Source organism: Pseudomonas sp. BMW13 (assembly GCF_013357275.1).
Lineage (GTDB): Bacteria > Pseudomonadota > Gammaproteobacteria > Pseudomonadales > Pseudomonadaceae > Aquipseudomonas > Aquipseudomonas khazarica.
Window position 1 is genome coordinate 47,960 of record NZ_SUKD01000004.1, and the last position, 19,095, is coordinate 67,054.

Genomic DNA, 19,095 nt, shown 5'->3' on the forward strand with positions numbered 1-19,095 from the left:
GATGTCCATGACCTTGCGCCCTGCGCTGTTGTTGCTAGTCGTCAGTCTGCTGGGTGGTTGCGTGACCACCGGCCACGTTGACCCCATGAGTACGACAAAAGGGCGTGAAGAGGCGCGAGCCGCCTATGTGCAGCTGGGGGTCGCCTATATCCAGCAGGGTGATACCCAGCTGGCCAAGGTGCCGTTGAAGAGCGCACTGGAAATCAACCCGTCGGATGCCGATGCGCATGCGGCGCTGGGCATGGCGTTCCAGCTGGAAATGGAACCCAAGCTGGCGGACGAGCACTATCGCAAGGCGCTGTCCCAGCGTCCGGCGGACGCTCGCCTGTTGAACAACTACGGTGGTTTCCTGTTCGAGCAGAAGCGTTACCAGGAAGCCATGGACACCTATCTCAAGGCCACCGAGGACAATCTCTACCCGGAACGCTCCAGGGTCTTCGAGAACCTCGGCCTGACCGCCTTGCAACTGGGGCAGCGAGAGGCGGCCAAGAAATACTTCCAGCGCTCGTTGCGCCTGAGCAGCCGTCAGCCGCGCTCGCTGCTGGAGATGGCGGCGATGTCCTACGAGGACAAGGAGTATGTCCCGGCTCGCAGCTACTACGACAGCTACAGCGCAATGGCGCCGCAGAATGCGCGGAGCCTGCTGCTCGGTGCTCGTCTGGCCGAAGTGTTCGAGGACCGCGACCGGGCCGCCAGCCTGGGCCTGCAGTTGCGCCGCCTGTATCCGGCGTCCAAGGAATACCAGCAATATGTTTCGGGGCAACGATGAAAGCGGCCCATAGCGAAGTGACCCAGTCCATGTCGAACAATCCGGGCGAAAGCCTGCGCCAGGCCCGTGAAGTCAAGGGCTGGAGCGTTGCCGAGGTGGCGTCCCAGCTCAACCTGACCCAGCAGCGTCTCGCCCAGATCGAAGCGGGTGCCTTCGACAAGCTGCCCGGCACCACGTTTGCCCGTGGTTACATTCGTGCCTACGCCAAGCTGCTGGAACTCGACCAGAACCGTCTGGTGCTCGAGTTCGACCAGTTCACCGGAACCGATGCCACGGGCAGCAGCGTGCATGCCCTGGGGCGTATCGAGGAACCGGTGCGTTATTCGCAGAGCATCCTGCGCCTGGTGAGCTTCCTGCTGCTGCTGGCGCTGATCGGCGCCGGTTTCCTCTGGTGGCAGGATCAGGGGCGTCCGGTCGCCAGCCTGGCTGACGTCGGCATCGAGCATGTCGAGGTGGAGGGGGCCGATGGCACCACCCAGGTGCATTCTCTGGCCGAGCCGGAAGACCAGGCCGTGATCCTGGCCCAGGGCGACCAGCAGAGCAGCCCGCTGCTGTTGCCGGTCGAGCCGGGCGATGAGCCGGAAAGCGCCGGTGCCACTGATCAATCCACCAACGAGACAGGCGCAGCGAGCGCGGTCGTCGCTGAAACGCCGAGCGCTGCAGGCGCGGGCGATGCACCGCTGGCAAGCAGCGAGGCGCAGGCGCCTGCCGCCGTTGAACCCGCTGCTCCGATTGCCGTCTCCGCCGGGCAGGGTGCGCTCAACGTGCGCTTCACCGCCGACTGCTGGGCGCAGGTGACCGATGCCGACGGCAAGGTGCTGGTCAGCGCGCTGAAGCGCAGCGGCGAGCGCATCGAACTGACCGGCAAGGCTCCGATGGAGCTGCGTCTGGGTTTCGCTCGCGGAGCCCAGGTGACCTACAACGGCGAAAGCGTGGACGTTGCGCCGCACATGACTGGCGAAACCGCGCGCCTGAAACTGGGGTTGTAAAGCATGCATTGCGAATCGCCGATCAAGCGTCGTCTGTCACGCAAGATCTGGGTGGGCTCGGTACCGGTGGGCGGCGATGCGCCGATCGCGGTGCAGAGCATGACCAATACCGACACCAATGATGTCGCCGCCACCGTGGCGCAGATTCGTCGCCTGGAAGATGCCGGCGCCGACATCGTGCGGGTTTCCGTGCCTGACATGGACGCTGCCGAGGCCTTCGGCCTGATCAAGCAGCAGGTGCGCGTACCGCTGGTGGCCGACATTCACTTCGACTACCAGATCGCCCTGCGCGTGGCCGAGCTGGGCGTCGACTGTCTGCGTATCAACCCCGGCAACATCGGCCGGGAGGACCGCGTCAAGGCGGTGGTCGAGGCGGCGCGCGACAAGGGCATTCCGATCCGCATCGGCGTCAACGCCGGTTCGCTGGAAAAGGACCTGCAGAAGAAGTACGGCGAGCCGACCCCGGAAGCGCTGGTCGAGTCGGCGTTGCGCCATGTCGAACACCTGGACCGCCTCAACTTCCCCGACTTCAAGGTCAGCGTGAAGGCGTCCGACGTGTTCATGGCGGTCGAGGCCTATCGCTTGCTGGCCAAGCAGATCGAGCAGCCGCTGCACCTGGGCATCACCGAAGCCGGTGGCCTGCGCTCCGGTACCGTGAAGTCGGCCGTCGGCCTGGGCATGCTGCTGGCCGATGGCATTGGCGATACCATCCGCATTTCTCTGGCCGCCGATCCGGTGGAAGAGATCAAGGTCGGTTTCGATATCCTCAAGTCCCTGCGCCTGCGTTCGCGTGGTATCAACTTCATCGCCTGCCCGAGCTGCTCGCGGCAGAACTTCGATGTGGTCAAGACCATGAACGAGCTGGAAAGCCGCGTCGAGGACCTGCTGGTGCCGCTCGACGTCGCCGTGATCGGTTGCGTGGTCAATGGTCCAGGCGAAGCCAAGGAGGCGCATATCGGCCTCACCGGTGGCAGCCCGAACAACCTGGTCTACATCGACGGCAAGCCGGCGTCGAAGCTGACCAACGAGAATCTGGTGGATGAGCTGGAAAAGCTCATCCGCGACAAGGCGGCCGAGAAGGTCGCCGCCGATGCTGCCGTGATCGTTCGCGGCTGAAACCGGCCAGCCTGCGCGTCGAGCACATCGCGAGCGCGGGCCAGGCAAGGAAAATACGGGCGAAGAAGCGCAGTTTACGACTGTAAATGAGCATTTTGAGCCTGTTTTTGACGCTGCATCAGCAAGCGCAGCAGTGTCGAGAGCAGGTTTAAGGATTATTTGTGAGCAAATCTCTGCAAGCCATTCGTGGCATGAACGACATCCTGCCGGAGCAGACGCCTGCCTGGCGCTACCTGGAGAACACCCTGGTCGACCTGCTCGACGGCTACGGCTACAAGGAAATTCGCCTGCCCATCGTCGAGTACACCGAGCTGTTCGCGCGCGGTATCGGCGAGGGCACCGATGTGGTCGACAAGGAGATGTACACCTTCCGCGACCGCAACGAGGAGTCCCTGACCCTGCGTCCGGAGGGCACTGCCGGTTGCGTGCGTGCCGTGCTCGAGCATGGTCTGTCCGGTGGTGGCCAGGTGCAGAAGCTGTGGTACGCCGGCCCGATGTTCCGTTACGAGAAACCGCAGAAGGGCCGTTATCGCCAGTTCCACCAGGTTGGCGTAGAGGCCTTCAACCTGCCGGGGCCGGACGTCGATGCCGAACTGATCGTGCTGACCTGGCGCCTGTGGAAGAAACTCGGCCTGGCCGATGCGGTGACCCTGCAGCTCAACAGCCTGGGTTCCAGCGAGGCGCGTGCGGCCTACCGCGATGCGCTGGTCGCTTACCTGCAGGAGCGTTTCGAGCAACTGGACGAAGACAGCCAGCGCCGTCTGACCACCAACCCGCTGCGCATCCTCGACAGCAAGAACGAGGCGACCCAGGCCGTTCTGGTCGGTGCGCCGACCCTGGGCGACTACCTCGACGAGGAGTCGCGCCTGCACTTCGACGGCGTCAGGGCGCGCCTGGATGCCGCCGGCATCCGCTACGAGATCAATCACAAGCTGGTCCGCGGCCTGGATTACTACAACCGCACCGTGTTCGAGTGGGTGACCGACAAGCTCGGTGCCCAGGGCACGGTGTGCGCCGGTGGTCGTTATGACGGCTTGGTTTCCCAATTGGGTGGCAAGGCGACGCCGGGGGTCGGCTTCGCCATGGGCGTCGAGCGCCTGGTGCTGCTGCTGGAAACCCTCGAGTTGTTGCCAGCCGAGCTGAACCGTGCCGCCGACGTCTACGTCTGCGCCTTTGGCGAGGCGGCCGAGCTGGCTGCACTGACCCTGGTCGAGCGCCTGCGCGATGAATTGCCGGCGCTGCGCCTGCTGCTCAACAGTGGCGGCGGCAGCTTCAAGAGCCAGTTCAAGAAGGCTGACAAGAGTGGCGCACGCTATGCGCTGATTCTGGGGGACGACGAATTGGCAAGGCGCGTGGTAGGTTGCAAGCCGCTGCGCGACGACAGTGAACAACAAAGCGTTGCCTGGGATGCTCTGGCCGAGCATCTGGCTGCCTGCCAGCAACAGGCCTGAGCAGGCTCTCGATTAGGAGTACGGGGTTAGACATGCAGACCGAAGACGAACAGATCGCGCAAATCAAGGACTGGTGGAATCGCAACGGCAAACCGTTGCTGACCGGCGGCGTACTCGCGCTGGTAGCCGTGCTCGGCTGGCAGGGTTGGCAGAAGTACCAGACCAACCAGGCGCAGAGTGCCTCCGCGCTGTATCAGCAACTGCTGGAAACCGCGCTGGATCCGGCCGGCAAGCCTGATGCAGGCAAGGTGGCCGAACTGTCCGGCAAGCTCGACAGCGAGTTCGGCGGTAGCCATTACGCGCAGTACGGCAGCCTGTTCGTCGCCAAGGTCGCGGTCGAGGCCGATCGTCTCGATGACGCCGCCGTTGCCCTGCAACGCGTGCTCGACAAGCCGGCCGACGCCACCCTCGACGAGCTGGCGCGTCAGCGCATGGCACGCGTTCTGGCTGCCCAGGACAAGGTCGACGAGGCGCTGAAGCTGCTCGACGCCAAGGTCGACGAGGCGTTCCTGGCCAGCCGCGAGGAGCTCAAGGGTGATCTGCTGGTCCAGCTGGGCCGCAGCGATGACGCGCACGCGGCCTACCAGAAGGCCAAGGATGCGCTGGCCGAGGACGCCGCCGTTGGCGGTCTGCAGATGAAGCTGGACGACCTGGCAAAAGGGGATGCGTGACGTGATGCGTTGGAAGAATGCCGCACTGCTGGCTCTGGCCGTTCTGGCCGTGGGTTGCAGCAGCAATAGCAAGAAGGAACTGCCACCCGCCGAGCTGACCAAGTTCGATACCGAGGTCGAACTGCGTACCGAATGGAGCCGCTCCGTCGGTGACGGCCAGGGCGAAACCTTCAACATGCTGGTACCGGCCATCGATGGCGACGTGATCTACGCGGCCGACGTCGAAGGCCTGGTCATGGCCATGGACCGCACCAGTGGCAAGGTCATCTGGCGCAAGAAACTCGACATCCCGGTCTCCGGTGCCATAGGTGCCGGTTATGGCCAGGTGCTGCTGGGCACGCTCAAGGGTGAGGTGATCGCCCTGGACTCCAGCGATGGCGAGGAGCAGTGGCGCTCGCGCGTGACCAGCGAAGTGCTGGCCGCCCCGGCGAGCAACGGCGATATCGTCGTGGTGCAGACCCAGGATGACCGCCTGATCGCGTTCGATGCCAGCACTGGCAATCAGCGCTGGATCGTCGAGAACACCCCGGCCGTGCTGACGCTGCGTGGCACCGGCGCGCCGCTGGTGACCAACCGCCTGGTGGTCGCGGGTCTGTCCAGCGGCAAGGTGGTGGCGGTCGACGCCCAGCGTGGCCTGCCCGTTTGGGAGCAGCGCGTGGCCATCCCGCAAGGTCGTTCCGAGCTGGAGCGCGTGGTGGATATCGACGGCGGCCTGCTGCTGTCCGGTGGCACCGTGTACGCGGTGAGCTACCAGGGCCGCGTCGCGGCGATGGACCTGGATTCCGGCCGTGTGCTGTGGCAGCGCGAGGCCTCCAGTTCTGTCGGCGTCGCCCAGGGCTTCGGCAACGTCTACGTCAGCCTGGCCAACGGCACCGTCGAAGGCATCGACGAGCGCAGTGCCTCGGCGCTGTGGAGCAACGATTCCCTGGCTCGCCGCGAGCTGTCCGCGCCACAAGTGTTTTCCAGCTACGTGGCCGTGGGCGATTTCGAAGGCTATCTGCACCTGCTGAGCCAGGTCGATGGTCGCTTCGTGGGTCGTACCCGTATCGACAGCGACGGTCTGCGCACGCGTCCGCTGGTGGTGGGTGACTGGCTGTATGTCTTCGGCAACAGCGGCAAATTGGTGGCGCTGACCATCAAGTGACCAACTATGCTGCATCCAGGCCCGGGCCTGGATGCAGCAGCGCAAAATATTCCGGCCGCTGCCCGTGCAGCGGCCTTTGCATTTTCTGAAATAACGTAGTGGAGAGCCTGATGGTTCCCGTAATTGCCCTGGTGGGCCGGCCCAATGTCGGCAAGTCCACACTCTTCAACCGCCTGACCCGCAGTCGTGACGCCATCGTCGGCGACTTGTCCGGTCTGACCCGCGACCGCCAGTACGGCGAGGCGAAGTGGCAGGGGCGCACCTATATCGTGATCGATACCGGCGGTATCTCCGGCGACGAGGAAGGCATCGACGCGAAGATGGCCGAGCAGTCGCTGCAGGCGATCGAAGAAGCCGATGCCGTGCTGTTCCTGGTGGACGCGCGCGCCGGCATGACCGCCTCCGACCAGATGATCGGCGAGCACCTGCGCCGGCGTAACAAGCAGAGCTTCCTGGTGGTGAACAAGGTCGACAACCTCGACGTCGACCTGGCCCGCGCCGAGTTCAGCCCCATGGGCCTGGGCGAGCCGCTGGCGATCGCCGGTGCCCATGGCCGCGGCATCACCCAGATGCTGGAAGTGGTGCTCGGTGCCTTCCCCAAGGATGCCGGCGAGCCGGAAGAGGGCGCCGAAGAAGAGGAAGAAGTGCTGGAAGGCCAGGAAGCCAAGCGCATCCCCGGCCCGAGCGAGAAGGACGGCATCAAGCTGGCCATTATCGGTCGCCCCAACGTCGGCAAGTCGACCCTGGTCAACCGCATGCTCGGCGAAGAGCGGGTCATCGTCTATGACCAGGCCGGCACCACGCGTGACAGCATCTACATCCCCTTCGAGCGTGACGACGAGAAGTACACGCTGATCGACACCGCCGGCGTGCGTCGTCGCGGCAAGATCTTCGAGGCCGTGGAGAAGTTCTCCGTGGTCAAGACCCTGCAGGCGATCCAGGACTCCAACGTCGTGGTCTTCGTCATGGACGCCCGCGAAGGGGTGGTCGACCACGACCTCAACCTGCTCGGCTTCGTGCTGGAGAGCGGTCGTGCGCTGGTCATCGCCCTGAACAAATGGGACGGCATGGACCAGGGCCAGAAGGACTACGTGAAGACCGAGCTGGAGCGCCGGCTGTTCTTCGTCGACTTCGCCGACATTCACTTCATTTCCGCACTGCACGGCACTGGCGTCGGCCACCTGTACAAGTCGGTGCAGGCCTCGTTCAAGTCGGCCATCACCCGCTGGCCGACCAGCCGCCTGACGCAGATCCTCGAGGATGCCGTCAGCGACCACGCGCCGCCCCTGGTCAACGGTCGCCGGATCAAGCTGCGCTATGCCCACCTGGGTGGTGCCAACCCACCGCTGATCGTCATCCACGGTAACCAGGTCGACGCGGTCCCGCGCGCCTACTCCCGTTACCTGGAGAACACCTTCCGCCGCGTGCTCAAGCTGGTCGGCACGCCGATCCGTATCGAGTACAAGGGCGGCGACAACCCGTACGAAGGCAACAAGAACAAGCTCACCGACCGCCAGGTGAACAAGAAGCGGCGCCTGATGAGCCACCACAAGAAGGCCGAGAAGAAGCGCAAGGACAAGAGACGATAGTCATAAGCGGCAAGCCTCAAGCTACAAGAGGAGCCGAGCCGCTTTTGCTTGCGGCTCGAAGCTTGTAGCTTGCAGCTTTCCCCGAGGAAGTCGCGATGCTCGCCAGCAAACTGCCCAACGTCGGCACCACCATCTTCACCCGCATGTCTCAGCTCGCTCTGGATACCGGGGCGATCAACCTGTCCCAGGGCTTTCCCGATTTCGACGGGCCGCAGGCGCTGCGCGAAGCAGTGGCGCGCCATGTACTGGAAGGGCGCAATCAGTATTCGCCGATGACCGGTCTGCCCGCCCTGCGCCAGCAGGTGGCAGCGAAGATTGCGCGCAGCTACGGCGTGCAGCGGGACGCCGACAGCGAGATCACCATCACCCCCGGCGCCACCGAGGCGATCTTCTGCGCGGTGCAGGCGCTGATCCGTCCGGGCGACGAGGCCATCGTCCTCGATCCCTGCTATGACAGCTATGAGCCCTCCGTGGAGCTGGCGGGCGGCCGCTGCGTGCACGTGCCGCTGGCCCTGGCGGATTTCGCCGTGGACTGGCAGCGCCTGGCCGATGCGATCACCCCGCGTACCCGGCTGATCTTCCTCAACTCGCCGCACAATCCCAGCGGCGCGCTGCTGTCGCGCGGCGACCTGGACCGCTTGGCCGCGCTGATCCGCGAGCGCGATATCCATGTGATCAGCGACGAAGTTTATGAGCACCTGATCTTCGACGGCGTGCAGCACGCCAGTGTGCTGGCGCACGACGAGCTGTACGCGCGCGCCTTCGTGGTCAGCTCGTTCGGCAAGACCTACCACGTCACCGGCTGGAAGACCGGCTACGTGGTGGCGCCGCCTGCGTTGACCACCGAGCTGCGCAAGATCCACCAGTACGTGAATTTCTGTGGCGTCACGCCGTTGCAGCATGGCCTTGCCGATTTCATGGCCAGTCACCCCGAGCACGTCGAGGAGCTGCCTGCGTTCTACCAGGCCAAGCGCGACCTGTTCTGCGACCTGCTGGCCGGCTCGCGTTTCACCTTCACCCGCGCACCGGGCACCTACTTCCAGCTGGCCGACTACCGGGCGATCCGCCCGGATCTGGATGACGTCGCCATGGCCGAGTGGCTGACCCGTGAGCATGGCGTGGCGGCGATCCCGGTCTCGGTGTTCTACCAGTCAGCACCGCAGGATCTGCGCCTGGTGCGCTTCTGCTTCGCCAAGCGCGAGGACACCCTGCGCCAGGCTGCGGAGAAACTCTGCGCGGTGTGATGCAGGCTGATCACCGCGACGCGTGATCCAGCAGGGCGGGGTGGGTGTGAAACGCGACATCCGCCCTGCGCGCTACCGATTTCCCCGAGGCCTTGATATGACCGACAAAACCGATCTCGAACTGGCGCTGATCCAGACCTCCCTGGCCTGGCACGATCCGGCCGCCAACCGCGAGCACTTTCAGACCCTGCTGGAGCAGGCGCGCGGCGCCGATCTGGTGATCCTGCCGGAGATGTTCACCACCGGCTTCTCGATGGAGTCGGCAGCGCTGGCCGAACCGGAGGATGGCCCCAGCAGCACATGGCTGCGCGAGCAGGCGCAGCGTCTCGATACGGTGATCTGCGGCAGCCTGATCATCCAGGTCGACGACGGCAGCTATCGCAATCGCCTGCTCTGGGCGCGTGCGGATGGTTCGCTGGAGCATTACGACAAGCGCCACCTGTTCCGCATGGCCGGCGAGCACAAGCATTTCCAGGCCGGAGACGAGCAGGTCGTGCTCGAGCTCAAGGGCTGGCGTGTCCGCCCGCTGGTCTGCTACGACCTGCGCTTCCCGGTCTGGAGCCGCGACGCGGGTGGCACCGACCTGCTGCTCTACACCGCCAACTGGCCCGCTGCCCGCCGCCAACACTGGAACCGCCTGTTGCCGGCGCGGGCCATCGAAAACCTGTGCTATGTCGCGGCTGTGAACCGGATCGGCGAGGACGGCAAGGGGCATGGATATACTGGTGACTCCCAGGTGCTGGACTTCCAGGGCGAGCCGCTGCTGCAGGCGAACGCCGCCGATGGCGTGTTCCGCCAGCGCCTGGCGGCCGAGCCGCTGGCGGCCTATCGCGAGCGTTTTCCGGCGCATCTGGATGCCGATGCCTTCACCATGAACTGAATCAGGAGCGACACGACATGGACGTACAGCAGGACAACCCTTTCCAGACCCCGCAGGCGGACCTGCAGCAGGCTTCTGCCTCGACGCTGCCGCTGTACAGGATTGCCGCGGTGGGGCTGGGCACCTTTCTCGGCACACCACTGGCCGGTGCCTGGATGCTTGCGCACAACCTGCAGTTGCTGGGCAAGGCCGACCGTGTCGCGATGGTCTGGGGCGTTGCCGTGTGCCTGCTGGCGCTGACCCTGGCCCTGGCCTTCGTCTTGCCGGAAGAAGTACCCACGCTGCCGTTCGCCATCGGGCAACTGCTGGGCATGGTGATGCTGGCCAAGCACCTGACCGAGGCCGATATCCAGCAGCACGCCGCCGCTGGTGGCACCTTCCTCTCCAACTGGCGGGCGGCAGGCATTGCCGTGCTCTTCTCGATCGCCGTGATGGCGCTGCTGTTCGCCGTGCTGATGATCCTGGACGTCTGATCCGTGTCCGCCCCGTGCCGTGCGGGGCGTTCGCCTCTGCAGCATGCGGATCGATCGCGGATGGCGGCGATTCGCCAATAAATTCCGGACGGCCGCTCGCTTTTGCCTCTAGCATTGCTGGCGCAGGGACGCGTGGATGGAAGTGGGCACAGGCTTGGCCCTGATAGCTCTGTCGCTCCCTGCCCAACATGAACGCAAGGAGCGAAAACAATGTACAAGACACTCATGGCGCTGGGCACCTGCCTGGCGATGAGCCCGCTGATGGCAGCCACGTACTGCGACAGCCGGGGTAACAGTGGCAGTGAATGGATCACCGGAGTCAGCGTCAATGGCGCGAGCCAGACGTCCGGCAGCGATGGCGGTTACCTGAACGCCACGGGTCAGCCTCCCTTCCAGCTGACGGGGCAAGGTGACCGGCTGGAGCTCCGTCCCGGTTTCCGCAACACCCAGTACGTCGAGAACTGGGGGGCCTGGATCGACTTCGACCAGAACGGCAGTTTCGAGGCGAGCGAGAAGGTGCTGGTCGCTCAGGGCAGCACCGTCGTCTCCGCACCCATCGCGGTGCCTTCCGGCAGCGCCGGTACCACCCGCATGCGGGTACAGATGCGCTGGGGCGCCACCGCGCAGCCGTGCGGGGCCTATGGCTACGGCGAAACCGAGGATTACCTGGTCAAGCTGCCAGACGGCGCAGGGCAACCGACGCTGCCCTACAGCCTCACGCTGGAGCCCGGCTTCTGGGTGTCCCGCAGCGGCGATCTGGGCGACAAGCTGACGCTGGTGGTCGAGGAGGACGGCAAGCGCGTCCTCGGGCGCAACGCGGCCGGCAACCTGCGTGATCACTATTGGAACAATGCTGCCGGCAAACACTACCGGATCTGGCTGGAGAGCTTCATCGACGGCGGCTACAAGACCGTCTCGAATGTCGTGGCCTACCAGCCCGGTGTCACTGACCGTGTTGCGCTGAGCCGCAATGCCGATCAGGGCAGCATCAGTTCGTCGGCCGCGTTCCAGGGCAACTGGGTGATCGCCGCACAGGGCGGCGAGACGCTGCGTCAGCCGGCGCAGGCCGGTGTTCCGCTGCAGTTCGCCTTCAGCCATGGCGAGCGTTACCAGGTCTGGGCCGAAGCCAGCGTGAACGGCAAGGACGAGGCCATCTCGGTTCCGCTCGCCTTCCGCGAGGGCTTTCCCGCGCGCTACATCGACCTGGAGGTCGAAGCGGACTTCCAGCTGCGGCATGACGGTCCTGCCGACAAGCCCCTGAACTGGGTCATTCGCGAGGACGGTGTCGAGGTGCTGCGCCAGCCCACCGGCGGTGCTGCGGAACTGCGCTACCCGTTCCAGCAGGGCCGTGCCTACAAGGTCTGGATCGAGCAGGCCGTTGGCGGCGAGCTGGTGCAGGTCTCCGATGCCGAGTACTTCTCGCCGGGGCTGACGGACCTCTATCAGCTGAGTATCGGCGACAATCGCCAGGTCAGCCGCAGCGGCAACATCGGTGATGCCCTGACCTGGGTGATCGAGGAGGAGGGCAATATCGTTCTGGAGCGTAACGCGGCCAACGAGCTGGCCTACACCTACTACCGCTTCGATCCCGCCAAACGCTACCGCGTGTGGCTGAAGCGCTTCCAGAATGGCTACTACCAGCGGGTGTCCAACGTGGTGCGTTATGGCCGGGCCGCCGAGGACTACCTGCCGCTCTACCAACTGACGGTGGATGCCAACCAGACCCTGACGCGCACCGGGGGCGTACACGCCATGCTGACCTGGGTGATCGAGCAGGATGGCAGCATCGTGCTGCAGCGCCTGGCGGAGAACGAACAGAGCTATCGCTACTTCGCCTACAGCGCGGGCAAACGCTACCGCTCCTGGCTGAAGGCCTATATCGACGGCCGCTACCAGCGCGTTTCGCCGGTGGTCAGCTACTGAGCCCCAGCTGAAACGAAGAACCCCGCCGAGCGGCGGGGTTCTTTTTTCAGTCTGCTGCCTTTCAGGCCGCTTCGGTCTTCAGTTCAGCCTGCTTGACGGCGCGGTTGAGTGCGCTGAACAGCGCACGGAAGCTGGCGGTGGTGATGTTCTCGTCGATACCGATGCCATGCAGCGGGCGCTGGCCGTCCAGGCGAATCTCGATGTACGAGGCCGCCTTGGCGCTGGCTCCGGCACCGATGGCGTGCTCGTGGTAATCCATGATTTCCACGGACAGCGGCAGGCTCGACACCAGGGCTTCCAGCGGGCCCTTGCCCGAGCCGCTCCAGCGCTGCTCCTGGCCGTCGACCTGGACCTTCAGCTCGACGCTGCTGTCGCCATTCTCTTCCTGCAGGCGATGCCCCTTGAGCTCGTAGGGCGACGTCGCCTTGAGGTACTCGCTCTCGAGCAACTGGTGGATCTGCGAAGCGGTCATTTCCAGGCCCAGGCGATCGGTCTCGCGCTGTACCACCTGGCTGAATTCGATCTGCATGCGGCGCGGCAGGTTGATGCCGTATTCCTGCTCCAGCAGGAAGGTGATACCACCCTTGCCGGACTGGCTGTTGACGCGAATCACCGCCTCGTAGTCGCGGCCGATGTCGGCCGGGTCGATCGGCAGGTACGGCACTTCCCAGACGGCTTCCGGGTCCTGCTGGGCGAAACCCTTGCGGATGGCGTCCTGGTGCGAGCCGGAGAATGCGGTGTGCACCAGGTCGCCGACGTACGGATGACGCGGATGCACCGGAATCTGGTTGCAGTCTTCCACCACCTTGCGCACGGCGTCGATGTCGGAGAAGTCCAGCTCAGGGTCGATGCCCTGGGTGTAGAGGTTCAGCGCCAGGGTCACCAGGCAGACGTTGCCGGTCCGCTCGCCGTTGCCGAACAGGCAGCCTTCGACGCGGTCGGCGCCGGCCATGACGGCCAGCTCCGAGGCGGCGACGCCGGTGCCACGGTCATTGTGCGTGTGCACGCTGATCAGCACGCTGTCGCGGCGGTCGACGTGGCGGCCGAACCATTCGATCTGGTCGGCGTAGTTGTTCGGCGTGGCGCACTCGATGGTGGCCGGCAGGTTGAGGATCAGCTTGTTCGCCGGGGTCGGCTGGAACACGCCGATCACCGCGTTGCACACCTCGACGGCGAAGTCGATCTCGGTGCTGCTGAACACCTCGGGCGAGTACTCGAAGCCCCACTGGGTTTCCGGTGCGGCGTCGGCCAGGCGCTTGATGGTGCTGCCGGCTGCGACGGCGATGGCTTTCACCCCCGCCTTGTCCTGGTTGAAGACGATCTTGCGGAAGCTCGGCGCGCAGGCGTTGTAGTAGTGGACGATGGCCTTCTTGGCACCCTTGAGCGACTCGAAGGTGCGTTCGATGAGGTCGTCACGGGCCTGGGTCAGTACCTGGATGGTGACGTCATCGGGAATGTGGCCGCCTTCGATCAGCTCGCGGACGAAGTCGAAGTCGGTTTGCGAGGCGGACGGGAAGCCCACTTCGATTTCCTTCAGGCCCACGGCGACCAGGCACTTGAAGAAACGCATCTTCTTCTCGGCGTCCATCGGCTCGATCAGCGACTGGTTGCCATCACGCAGGTCGGTCGACAGCCAGATCGGTGCCTTGTCGATGATCTGGTCCGGCCAGGTGCGGTCCGGGATCTGGATCTGGGTGAACGGGCGGTACTTCTTCGATGGATCTTTGAGCATGGTCATGAGGCTAATCCTTGGTTCGGCGCTGGGCCGGGGGCAACACGGAGGCTTGGGGGCGAGACGAGGATTCAGCCACGCAGTCGCGGGCTGACCAGGCGCAGGCAGCGGTGTTGCCGCATCAGAATGAGGGTATGTGCAGTGTTCATGTCGCTAACCCTACGTTCGGTAGGGAATGATGGCAATACTTACGGAAAAAACGCCTGAAAATTTCGCGCTGTCCTGTATGCGGGCGATTAATTGCGCTTCTTGGCGCAAGGCTTGCGACGGATTGCGCAGGGCTCAGGCCAGCAGCTCGAGTACCGCCTGCGGGCGCTGGTTGGCCTGGGCGAGGATGCTCTGCGCGGCTTGCTGGATGATCTGCCGCGAGGCGAGGTTGGCGGTCTCGTTGGCGAAGTCGGTGTCGAGGATGCGCGAGCGACTGGCTGCGGTGTTCTCGGCGATGTTCTGCAGGTTGCTGATCGTCGACTCCAGGCGATTCTGCACCGCGCCCATGTAGCCTCGCTGGCGGTCGATGTAGGCGAGGGCGTCGTCGATGTCCATCACCGCCAGGCCGGGGGTGTCCTGCAGGCTGAGGCGGCCGAGCGCCAGGGTGTCGACATTGAACGCGCCCAGGCCGATCTGAATGGTTTCGTAGGCCTCGGCGCCGACCTGGAACTGCGTCAGGGCGCTGCCGCCGACCGCAGTGTCGTTGAACAGGGTTGGTTCGACGAGGCGGAAGCCCTGCGAGCCGGGGACCCCGGTACCCTGATTGAGCAGCACGTTCTCGGCCGTCAGCGTCGGCCCGCCGTCCGCGTCCAGGCCGCCGATGGCGCCGGTGTCGGCGTTGCTCAGGTCGAGGCCCGCCACGTAGGCAGCCGCGTCGCTGCTGAACTGGCTCTGGAAATCTGCGAGCCCGGTGAACGCGCCATGGCTGGCATTGCTCAGCGCCTGGTCCAGCGTGGAGCCGGGATTGCTGTTCAGGTAGCCCATGATGTCCTTGATGCCCTTGCCACCCTCGGCCTTGATGCTGGCATGCATGTAGCGCACCGCCGCATAGCCGCCGGAGTAGCCTGCGGAGCCGCTGACGTCGTCGGCATTGAAGGCGCTGACGATCGCCGTGGTATTGGTACCGCCGGCGGTGTCGGCGGCCAGGCGCTCGTCCGCACCCTGTACGGCTTCTGCGGCACCCTCGATGAACCAGGCGGGCAGGCCGGCGGCGAAGTTCATGGTGCGGCCCATCACCGCGTGGGTCATCTCGTGGGCAATCACGCGGTCGGTGTACTGCGGGTAACTGCCGCCGTCGGGCAGCGAGCTGGCGTCGAAGTACGCGAGGTTGACGTTGAGCACCTGATTGAGCACGCGACCGTTGCCATCCGCGCCGCTGGAGGAGACCGACGCCAGAGCCTGGCTACTGCTGTCGTTGCTGAAGGTGATTTTCAGCTCGGCGCCGTCGGCGCGCAGACCGAAGGCGTCGAAGACGCGCTGTTCTCCTTCGCTGATCCAGAAGCCCTTGAGCGAGTTGAGCACGGCGCGCTGGTCCAGGTCGCCGAGGGCAGAGGACTGGCCCTGGGCGAAGACCTTGCGGCCGGCGAAGGTGGTGGTCTCGTTGACCCGGTCGATCTCCTGCAGCAGCTGCTGCGCTTCCTGGTCGAGTGCCTGGCGCTCGCTGGCGCCGTTGGAGCCATTCATTGCCTGCAGGCCGAGCGAACGGATGCGCTGCAGGGCGTCGGTCACGCTTTGTAGCGCGCCCTCTGCGACCTGCAGCAGCGAAATACCGTCGTTGGCGTTACGTATCGCCACGCCCAGCCCGCGTGCCTGCGAGTTGAGGCGGTTGGAGATCTGCAGCCCGGCAGCGTCATCCTTGGCACTGTTGATGCGCTGCCCGGTGGACAGGCGCTGCAACGAGATGTCGAGGCCGGTGTTGTTGCTCTCCAGTTGGCGACGCGTGAACGACGAGGCGATGTTGGTATTGACCGTCAGCATCATCGGCTCACTGGTAGCCGCCGGGCGATTACCCGGCTCTACCGAGAGATCGGCGCGATGCTGCTGGACTTAAGCCATTTCGCTGTTGAGGCGACGAGCGGCGGGGGCTTTCTCCCGCAGCGCCTGGAAGTCGGCCCCGCTCGGATGCTGGAACACGCGCAGGCCGAACTCCGGGAGGATGGCCAGCAGATGGTCGAAGATGTCCGACTGGATGCCCTCGTAGGCGTTCCAGGCCGTGGTGTTGGTGAAGCAGTAGATCTCCAGCGGCAGGCCATCGGCAGTCGGGCTGAGCTGGCGCACCAGCAGGGTCATGTGCTGGTGGATGTGCGGGTTGTGCCGCAGGTAATGCTCGACGTAGGCACGGAAGCTGCCGATGTTGGTGATGCGGCGGGTGTTGACCGCTTCCTTGCTGTGTTCGGCCAGCCTGGTGTTCCAGTCGAGCAGCTCCTGGTCCTTGTGGTCGAGGTATTCGTCGAGCAGCATGAAGCGGCGCAGGCGGGCGATTTCCTCGTTGCTCAGGAAGTGCACGCTGGTCTGGTCGAGATACAGTGCGCGCTTGATCCGTCGGCCGCCGGACTCCTGCATGCCACGCCAGTTCTTGAACGGGTCGGTGATGAAGCGTCGGGTCGGGATGGTGGTGATGGTCTTGTCCCAGTTCTGCACCTTGACCGTGTGCAGGGCGATGTCGATCACGTCGCCATCGGCGTTCAGGTTGGGCATCTCCACCCAGTCGCCGACGCGAATGATGTCGCTCGACGAGATCTGCACGCTGGCCACCAGCGACAGCAGGGTGTCCTGGAAGATCAACATCAGCACGGCGGCCATGGCGCCAAGGCCGGACAGCAGGATCAGCGGCGAGCGGTCGATCAGCGCGGCCACCATGAGGATCGCGGCAATCGCGTAGATGGCGATCTTGATCACCTGCAGGTAGCCCTTGATCGGCTTCAGGTGGGCATTCGGGCGCCGCTGGTAGAGGGTGTTGAGGATGTCCAGAAAGGCGCCGATGGCCATGGCGATGGTCAGCACGATGAAGGCGCTGCAGACGTTGCGCGTCACCTCGACCACGGCCTCGGGCATGTCCGGTACCAGCATCACGCCGCTGGACAGCACCAGCGCCGGCACGACGTTGGAGAGCCGCTTGATGATGCCGCTTTCCTTGATCTGGCCATGGCGACCCACGGTCGTGGCGCCGATCACACGATAGATGGCGCGCACCAGGATGTGCTTGACCACCCAGTTCGACAGCCAGGCCGCCGCGATCAGGGCGAGTGTGGCGCTGAGGGTCAGCAGTTCCGGCTGTTGCTTCAGCCAGTCCATCCAGGTGTTGAGCTCATTCGGCATATCCGGCTCCGCTGCGGGCATGAGGCAGGCCGGCCTTGCGGGGCCGACCGTTTGAGCCGCCGTACCCTAGCAAAAATCGGCGCGCCAACCCAGCGCTCAGGTGTTGCAGGCTGCGTCCAGTTCAGGGTTTGAACGCGCCGATGAAGATCGCCGGGTCGACCCGTGCATCGTTGAGGCTGACGTTCCAGTGCAGGTGCGGGCCGGTGGCGCGCCCGGTGGCGCCGACCTTGCCGAGATGACCGCCGCGAGGGATCTCGTCGCCGAGTTTCACGTCGATCGCCGACAGGTGGCAGAACATGCTGATCAGGCCCTGGCCATGGTCGAGGAATACCGTCCTGCCATTGAAGAAGTAGTCGCCGACCAGGATCACCTTGCCGGCAGCCGGCGCCTTGATCGAGGTGCCACGGCTGGCGGCGAAGTCCAGGCCCGAATGCGGGTTGCGTTCCTCGCCGTTGAAGAAGCGGCGCAGGCCGAAGGGGCTGGAGAGCGGGCCGTCGACGGGTTTGTCGAACAGCAGGTTGCTCGGCTGGCGGGCGCTGAACTGGCGGTAGGCGCGGGTCTGTTCGGCCAGCTCGCGCTCGATGCGGGCGAGGTTCTTGGCGTTGGGGTTGACCTGCTGCTGATTCTTGAGGGTGATGCGCTGCTCGGTGTAGTGCTTGGCGCCGACCTCGAAGGCGAGCGACTGGCCTCCCTCGATCTGCACCTGTTGCGTGCCCGGCTTGACGCTCAGCGGGATGCCGACGATGGCGATCCAGCGCTGCCCGTCCTCACGAATGGTCAGCACCGGCTTGCCCTGGTAGCGAACCTTCGGCGCCTGGGCCTGGCCACCCAGATCGAGCACGGCCACGCCGCCGGGTACCGGCTTGTTCAGCAAGCGGGTGATGAAACCCTCGGCGTGGGCCGGCGCGGCGAAGCTCAGCGCGAGCAGCAGAAATGTGGCGAACAGTGGCAGGGGACGGGGCATGCGAGGCGGTCCGGGCGAGGGCTGGGGGGCCTATGCTGGCGTAAATGCCGGCATCGGGAAAGCCTGTGGCAGCGCCTCAGCGGCCGTTCAGGCCGAGTTGCTGTTCGAGCTGCTGGCGCCAGAGGCTGTCGAGGGTCTGCAACTGCACGGGGCCGTACAGCGCTTGAGGCTCGCCCTGGTGCCAGGCCCACAGCTGGTCGCCGTAGTCGTAGTGCCACCACTCGCTGGGCAGGTTGCTGAAGCCCTGGGCGAGCATGGCGTTGTACAGCGTGCGCCGGTTGGCGCGTACCTGCTGGCCCGCCGCTTCACCGTCGGGGCCTTCGAAGTGGGCGCTGGCCGAGCACGGGCTGGCCTCGTCGAAGGCGGTGCCCATGTCCAGCCAGTGGCCGTCATCGTCGCACAGGGTGACATCGACGGCGCCACCGGTCAGGTGCGGGCTGGGATTGCCACGGCTGCTGTTGGGCGGCGAGACGAACTGGCGCGTCAGATGCTCCAGGTGCGCCTCGTCGGCGTCGGGGTAGTACTCCTTGAGCGCGTCGTAGAGGCTGTCGTAGAGGTATTGCTGCACGGCGAACGGACGCCAGGCGTCGAGCACCACCAGGTGCAGGCCTGCCGGCAGGCTCTTGGCCACTTGCAGCAGGCGTTCGAACACCGCGCTGCGCGAGTGGCATTCAGCCATGGCGTGGCACACGCCCATGCGGGCGTATGCCGGGTACACGCGCAGCGTGCGGCTCAGGCTCAGCGGGTGCAGCGGCTCATCGCACTCGACGATGGGGATCGCCGCGACCGCCTGCCAGTCGGGTTCTGCTCGGTAGGGGATGGGGGTGGTCAGGTCGGTCATGGC

General features: G+C 65.1%; 16 protein-coding genes. 11 read left to right on the forward strand and 5 right to left on the reverse strand.

Features of this window, described 5'->3' with window-relative positions:
* Positions 1-7: 7 nt before the first annotated feature.
* The 11 genes from pilW to E4487_RS03995 all read left to right on the forward strand — a co-directional run bounded on the left by pilW (position 8) and on the right by E4487_RS03995 (position 12,249).
* Positions 8-769 (forward strand): type IV pilus biogenesis/stability protein PilW, encoded by a 762-nt coding sequence (gene pilW, locus E4487_RS03945; RefSeq protein WP_175252756.1) that lies wholly within the window; start codon positions 8-10, stop codon positions 767-769.
* Positions 766-1,758: a RodZ family helix-turn-helix domain-containing protein gene (locus E4487_RS03950; protein WP_037049591.1), complete on the forward strand. Its 993-nt coding sequence runs from the start codon at positions 766-768 to the stop codon at positions 1,756-1,758. The genes pilW and E4487_RS03950 overlap by 4 nt, the downstream gene beginning before the upstream one ends.
* Positions 1,759-1,761: 3 nt before the next feature.
* Positions 1,762-2,874 (forward strand): flavodoxin-dependent (E)-4-hydroxy-3-methylbut-2-enyl-diphosphate synthase, encoded by a 1,113-nt coding sequence (ispG, locus tag E4487_RS03955; protein ID WP_047587591.1) that lies wholly within the window; start codon positions 1,762-1,764, stop codon positions 2,872-2,874.
* Between the two features lie 161 nt (positions 2,875-3,035).
* Positions 3,036-4,325, forward strand: coding sequence for a histidine--tRNA ligase (hisS, locus tag E4487_RS03960; RefSeq protein WP_175252757.1), 1,290 nt, complete (start codon positions 3,036-3,038; stop codon positions 4,323-4,325).
* Positions 4,326-4,357: 32 nt separating this feature from the next.
* Complete coding sequence (locus E4487_RS03965; protein WP_037049583.1) at positions 4,358-4,996, forward strand: tetratricopeptide repeat protein; 639 nt, start codon at positions 4,358-4,360, stop codon at positions 4,994-4,996.
* Entirely contained in the window at positions 4,989-6,140 is a 1,152-nt protein-coding gene (bamB, locus tag E4487_RS03970) for an outer membrane protein assembly factor BamB (protein WP_037049581.1), read from the forward strand. The genes E4487_RS03965 and bamB overlap by 8 nt, the downstream gene beginning before the upstream one ends.
* 110 nt (positions 6,141-6,250) lie before the next feature.
* Positions 6,251-7,729 (forward strand): ribosome biogenesis GTPase Der, encoded by a 1,479-nt coding sequence (der, locus tag E4487_RS03975; RefSeq protein ID WP_037049579.1) that lies wholly within the window; start codon positions 6,251-6,253, stop codon positions 7,727-7,729.
* Positions 7,730-7,824: 95 nt separating this feature from the next.
* Complete coding sequence (locus E4487_RS03980; protein WP_134677037.1) at positions 7,825-8,973, forward strand: pyridoxal phosphate-dependent aminotransferase; 1,149 nt, start codon at positions 7,825-7,827, stop codon at positions 8,971-8,973.
* Positions 8,974-9,070: 97 nt separating this feature from the next.
* On the forward strand, positions 9,071-9,853 hold the full coding sequence (locus E4487_RS03985; RefSeq protein ID WP_175252758.1) for an amidohydrolase: 783 nt from the start codon (positions 9,071-9,073) through the stop codon (positions 9,851-9,853).
* Between the two features lie 17 nt (positions 9,854-9,870).
* Positions 9,871-10,326: a hypothetical protein gene (locus E4487_RS03990; RefSeq protein ID WP_150606192.1), complete on the forward strand. Its 456-nt coding sequence runs from the start codon at positions 9,871-9,873 to the stop codon at positions 10,324-10,326.
* A 210-nt stretch (positions 10,327-10,536) separates the two neighbouring features.
* On the forward strand, positions 10,537-12,249 hold the full coding sequence (locus tag E4487_RS03995) for a GEVED domain-containing protein (protein ID WP_175252759.1): 1,713 nt from the start codon (positions 10,537-10,539) through the stop codon (positions 12,247-12,249).
* A gap of 61 nt (positions 12,250-12,310) precedes the next feature.
* On the opposite strand, the gene leuA is transcribed toward E4487_RS03995, so the two are convergent.
* The 5 genes from leuA to E4487_RS04020 all read right to left on the reverse strand — a co-directional run bounded on the left by leuA (position 12,311) and on the right by E4487_RS04020 (position 19,092).
* Positions 12,311-13,987: a 2-isopropylmalate synthase gene (gene leuA / locus E4487_RS04000; protein ID WP_152489422.1), complete on the reverse strand. Its 1,677-nt coding sequence runs from the start codon at positions 13,985-13,987 to the stop codon at positions 12,311-12,313.
* 276 nt (positions 13,988-14,263) lie between these two features.
* Positions 14,264-15,949 carry a flagellinolysin gene (locus tag E4487_RS04005; RefSeq protein WP_244976441.1) on the reverse strand — a complete coding sequence of 562 codons (1,686 nt, stop codon included), beginning with the start codon at positions 15,947-15,949 and terminating at the stop codon, positions 14,264-14,266.
* A 66-nt stretch (positions 15,950-16,015) separates the two neighbouring features.
* Complete coding sequence (locus E4487_RS04010) at positions 16,016-17,287, reverse strand: mechanosensitive ion channel family protein (RefSeq protein ID WP_134677041.1); 1,272 nt, start codon at positions 17,285-17,287, stop codon at positions 16,016-16,018.
* Positions 17,288-17,408: 121 nt separating this feature from the next.
* A complete protein-coding gene (locus tag E4487_RS04015; RefSeq protein ID WP_175252761.1) occupies positions 17,409-18,251 on the reverse strand; it encodes a peptidoglycan DD-metalloendopeptidase family protein in 843 nt (280 codons plus the stop codon).
* Between the two features lie 76 nt (positions 18,252-18,327).
* Positions 18,328-19,092, reverse strand: coding sequence for a M15 family metallopeptidase (locus tag E4487_RS04020; RefSeq protein ID WP_175252762.1), 765 nt, complete (start codon positions 19,090-19,092; stop codon positions 18,328-18,330).
* Positions 19,093-19,095 lie beyond the last annotated feature (3 nt).

What these genes read in the sequence shown, in the direction of transcription:
- pilW (WP_175252756.1), top strand. Translation starts at nt 8, where the DNA reads ATGACCTTGCGCCCTGCGCTGTTGTTGCTAGTCGTCAGTCTGCTGGGT.
- E4487_RS03950 (WP_037049591.1), top strand. Translation starts at nt 766, where the DNA reads ATGAAAGCGGCCCATAGCGAAGTGACCCAGTCCATGTCGAACAATCCG.
- ispG (WP_047587591.1), top strand. Translation starts at nt 1,762, where the DNA reads ATGCATTGCGAATCGCCGATCAAGCGTCGTCTGTCACGCAAGATCTGG.
- E4487_RS03965 (WP_037049583.1), top strand. Translation starts at nt 4,358, where the DNA reads ATGCAGACCGAAGACGAACAGATCGCGCAAATCAAGGACTGGTGGAAT.
- bamB (WP_037049581.1), top strand. Translation starts at nt 4,989, where the DNA reads ATGCGTGACGTGATGCGTTGGAAGAATGCCGCACTGCTGGCTCTGGCC.
- der (WP_037049579.1), top strand. Translation starts at nt 6,251, where the DNA reads ATGGTTCCCGTAATTGCCCTGGTGGGCCGGCCCAATGTCGGCAAGTCC.
- E4487_RS03980 (WP_134677037.1), top strand. Translation starts at nt 7,825, where the DNA reads ATGCTCGCCAGCAAACTGCCCAACGTCGGCACCACCATCTTCACCCGC.
- E4487_RS03985 (WP_175252758.1), top strand. Translation starts at nt 9,071, where the DNA reads ATGACCGACAAAACCGATCTCGAACTGGCGCTGATCCAGACCTCCCTG.
- E4487_RS03990 (WP_150606192.1), top strand. Translation starts at nt 9,871, where the DNA reads ATGGACGTACAGCAGGACAACCCTTTCCAGACCCCGCAGGCGGACCTG.
- E4487_RS03995 (WP_175252759.1), top strand. Translation starts at nt 10,537, where the DNA reads ATGTACAAGACACTCATGGCGCTGGGCACCTGCCTGGCGATGAGCCCG.
- leuA (WP_152489422.1), bottom strand. Translation starts at nt 13,987, where the DNA reads ATGACCATGCTCAAAGATCCATCGAAGAAGTACCGCCCGTTCACCCAG.
- E4487_RS04005 (WP_244976441.1), bottom strand. Translation starts at nt 15,949, where the DNA reads ATGATGCTGACGGTCAATACCAACATCGCCTCGTCGTTCACGCGTCGC.
- E4487_RS04010 (WP_134677041.1), bottom strand. Translation starts at nt 17,287, where the DNA reads ATGCCGAATGAGCTCAACACCTGGATGGACTGGCTGAAGCAACAGCCG.
- E4487_RS04015 (WP_175252761.1), bottom strand. Translation starts at nt 18,251, where the DNA reads ATGCCCCGTCCCCTGCCACTGTTCGCCACATTTCTGCTGCTCGCGCTG.
- E4487_RS04020 (WP_175252762.1), bottom strand. Translation starts at nt 19,092, where the DNA reads ATGACCGACCTGACCACCCCCATCCCCTACCGAGCAGAACCCGACTGG.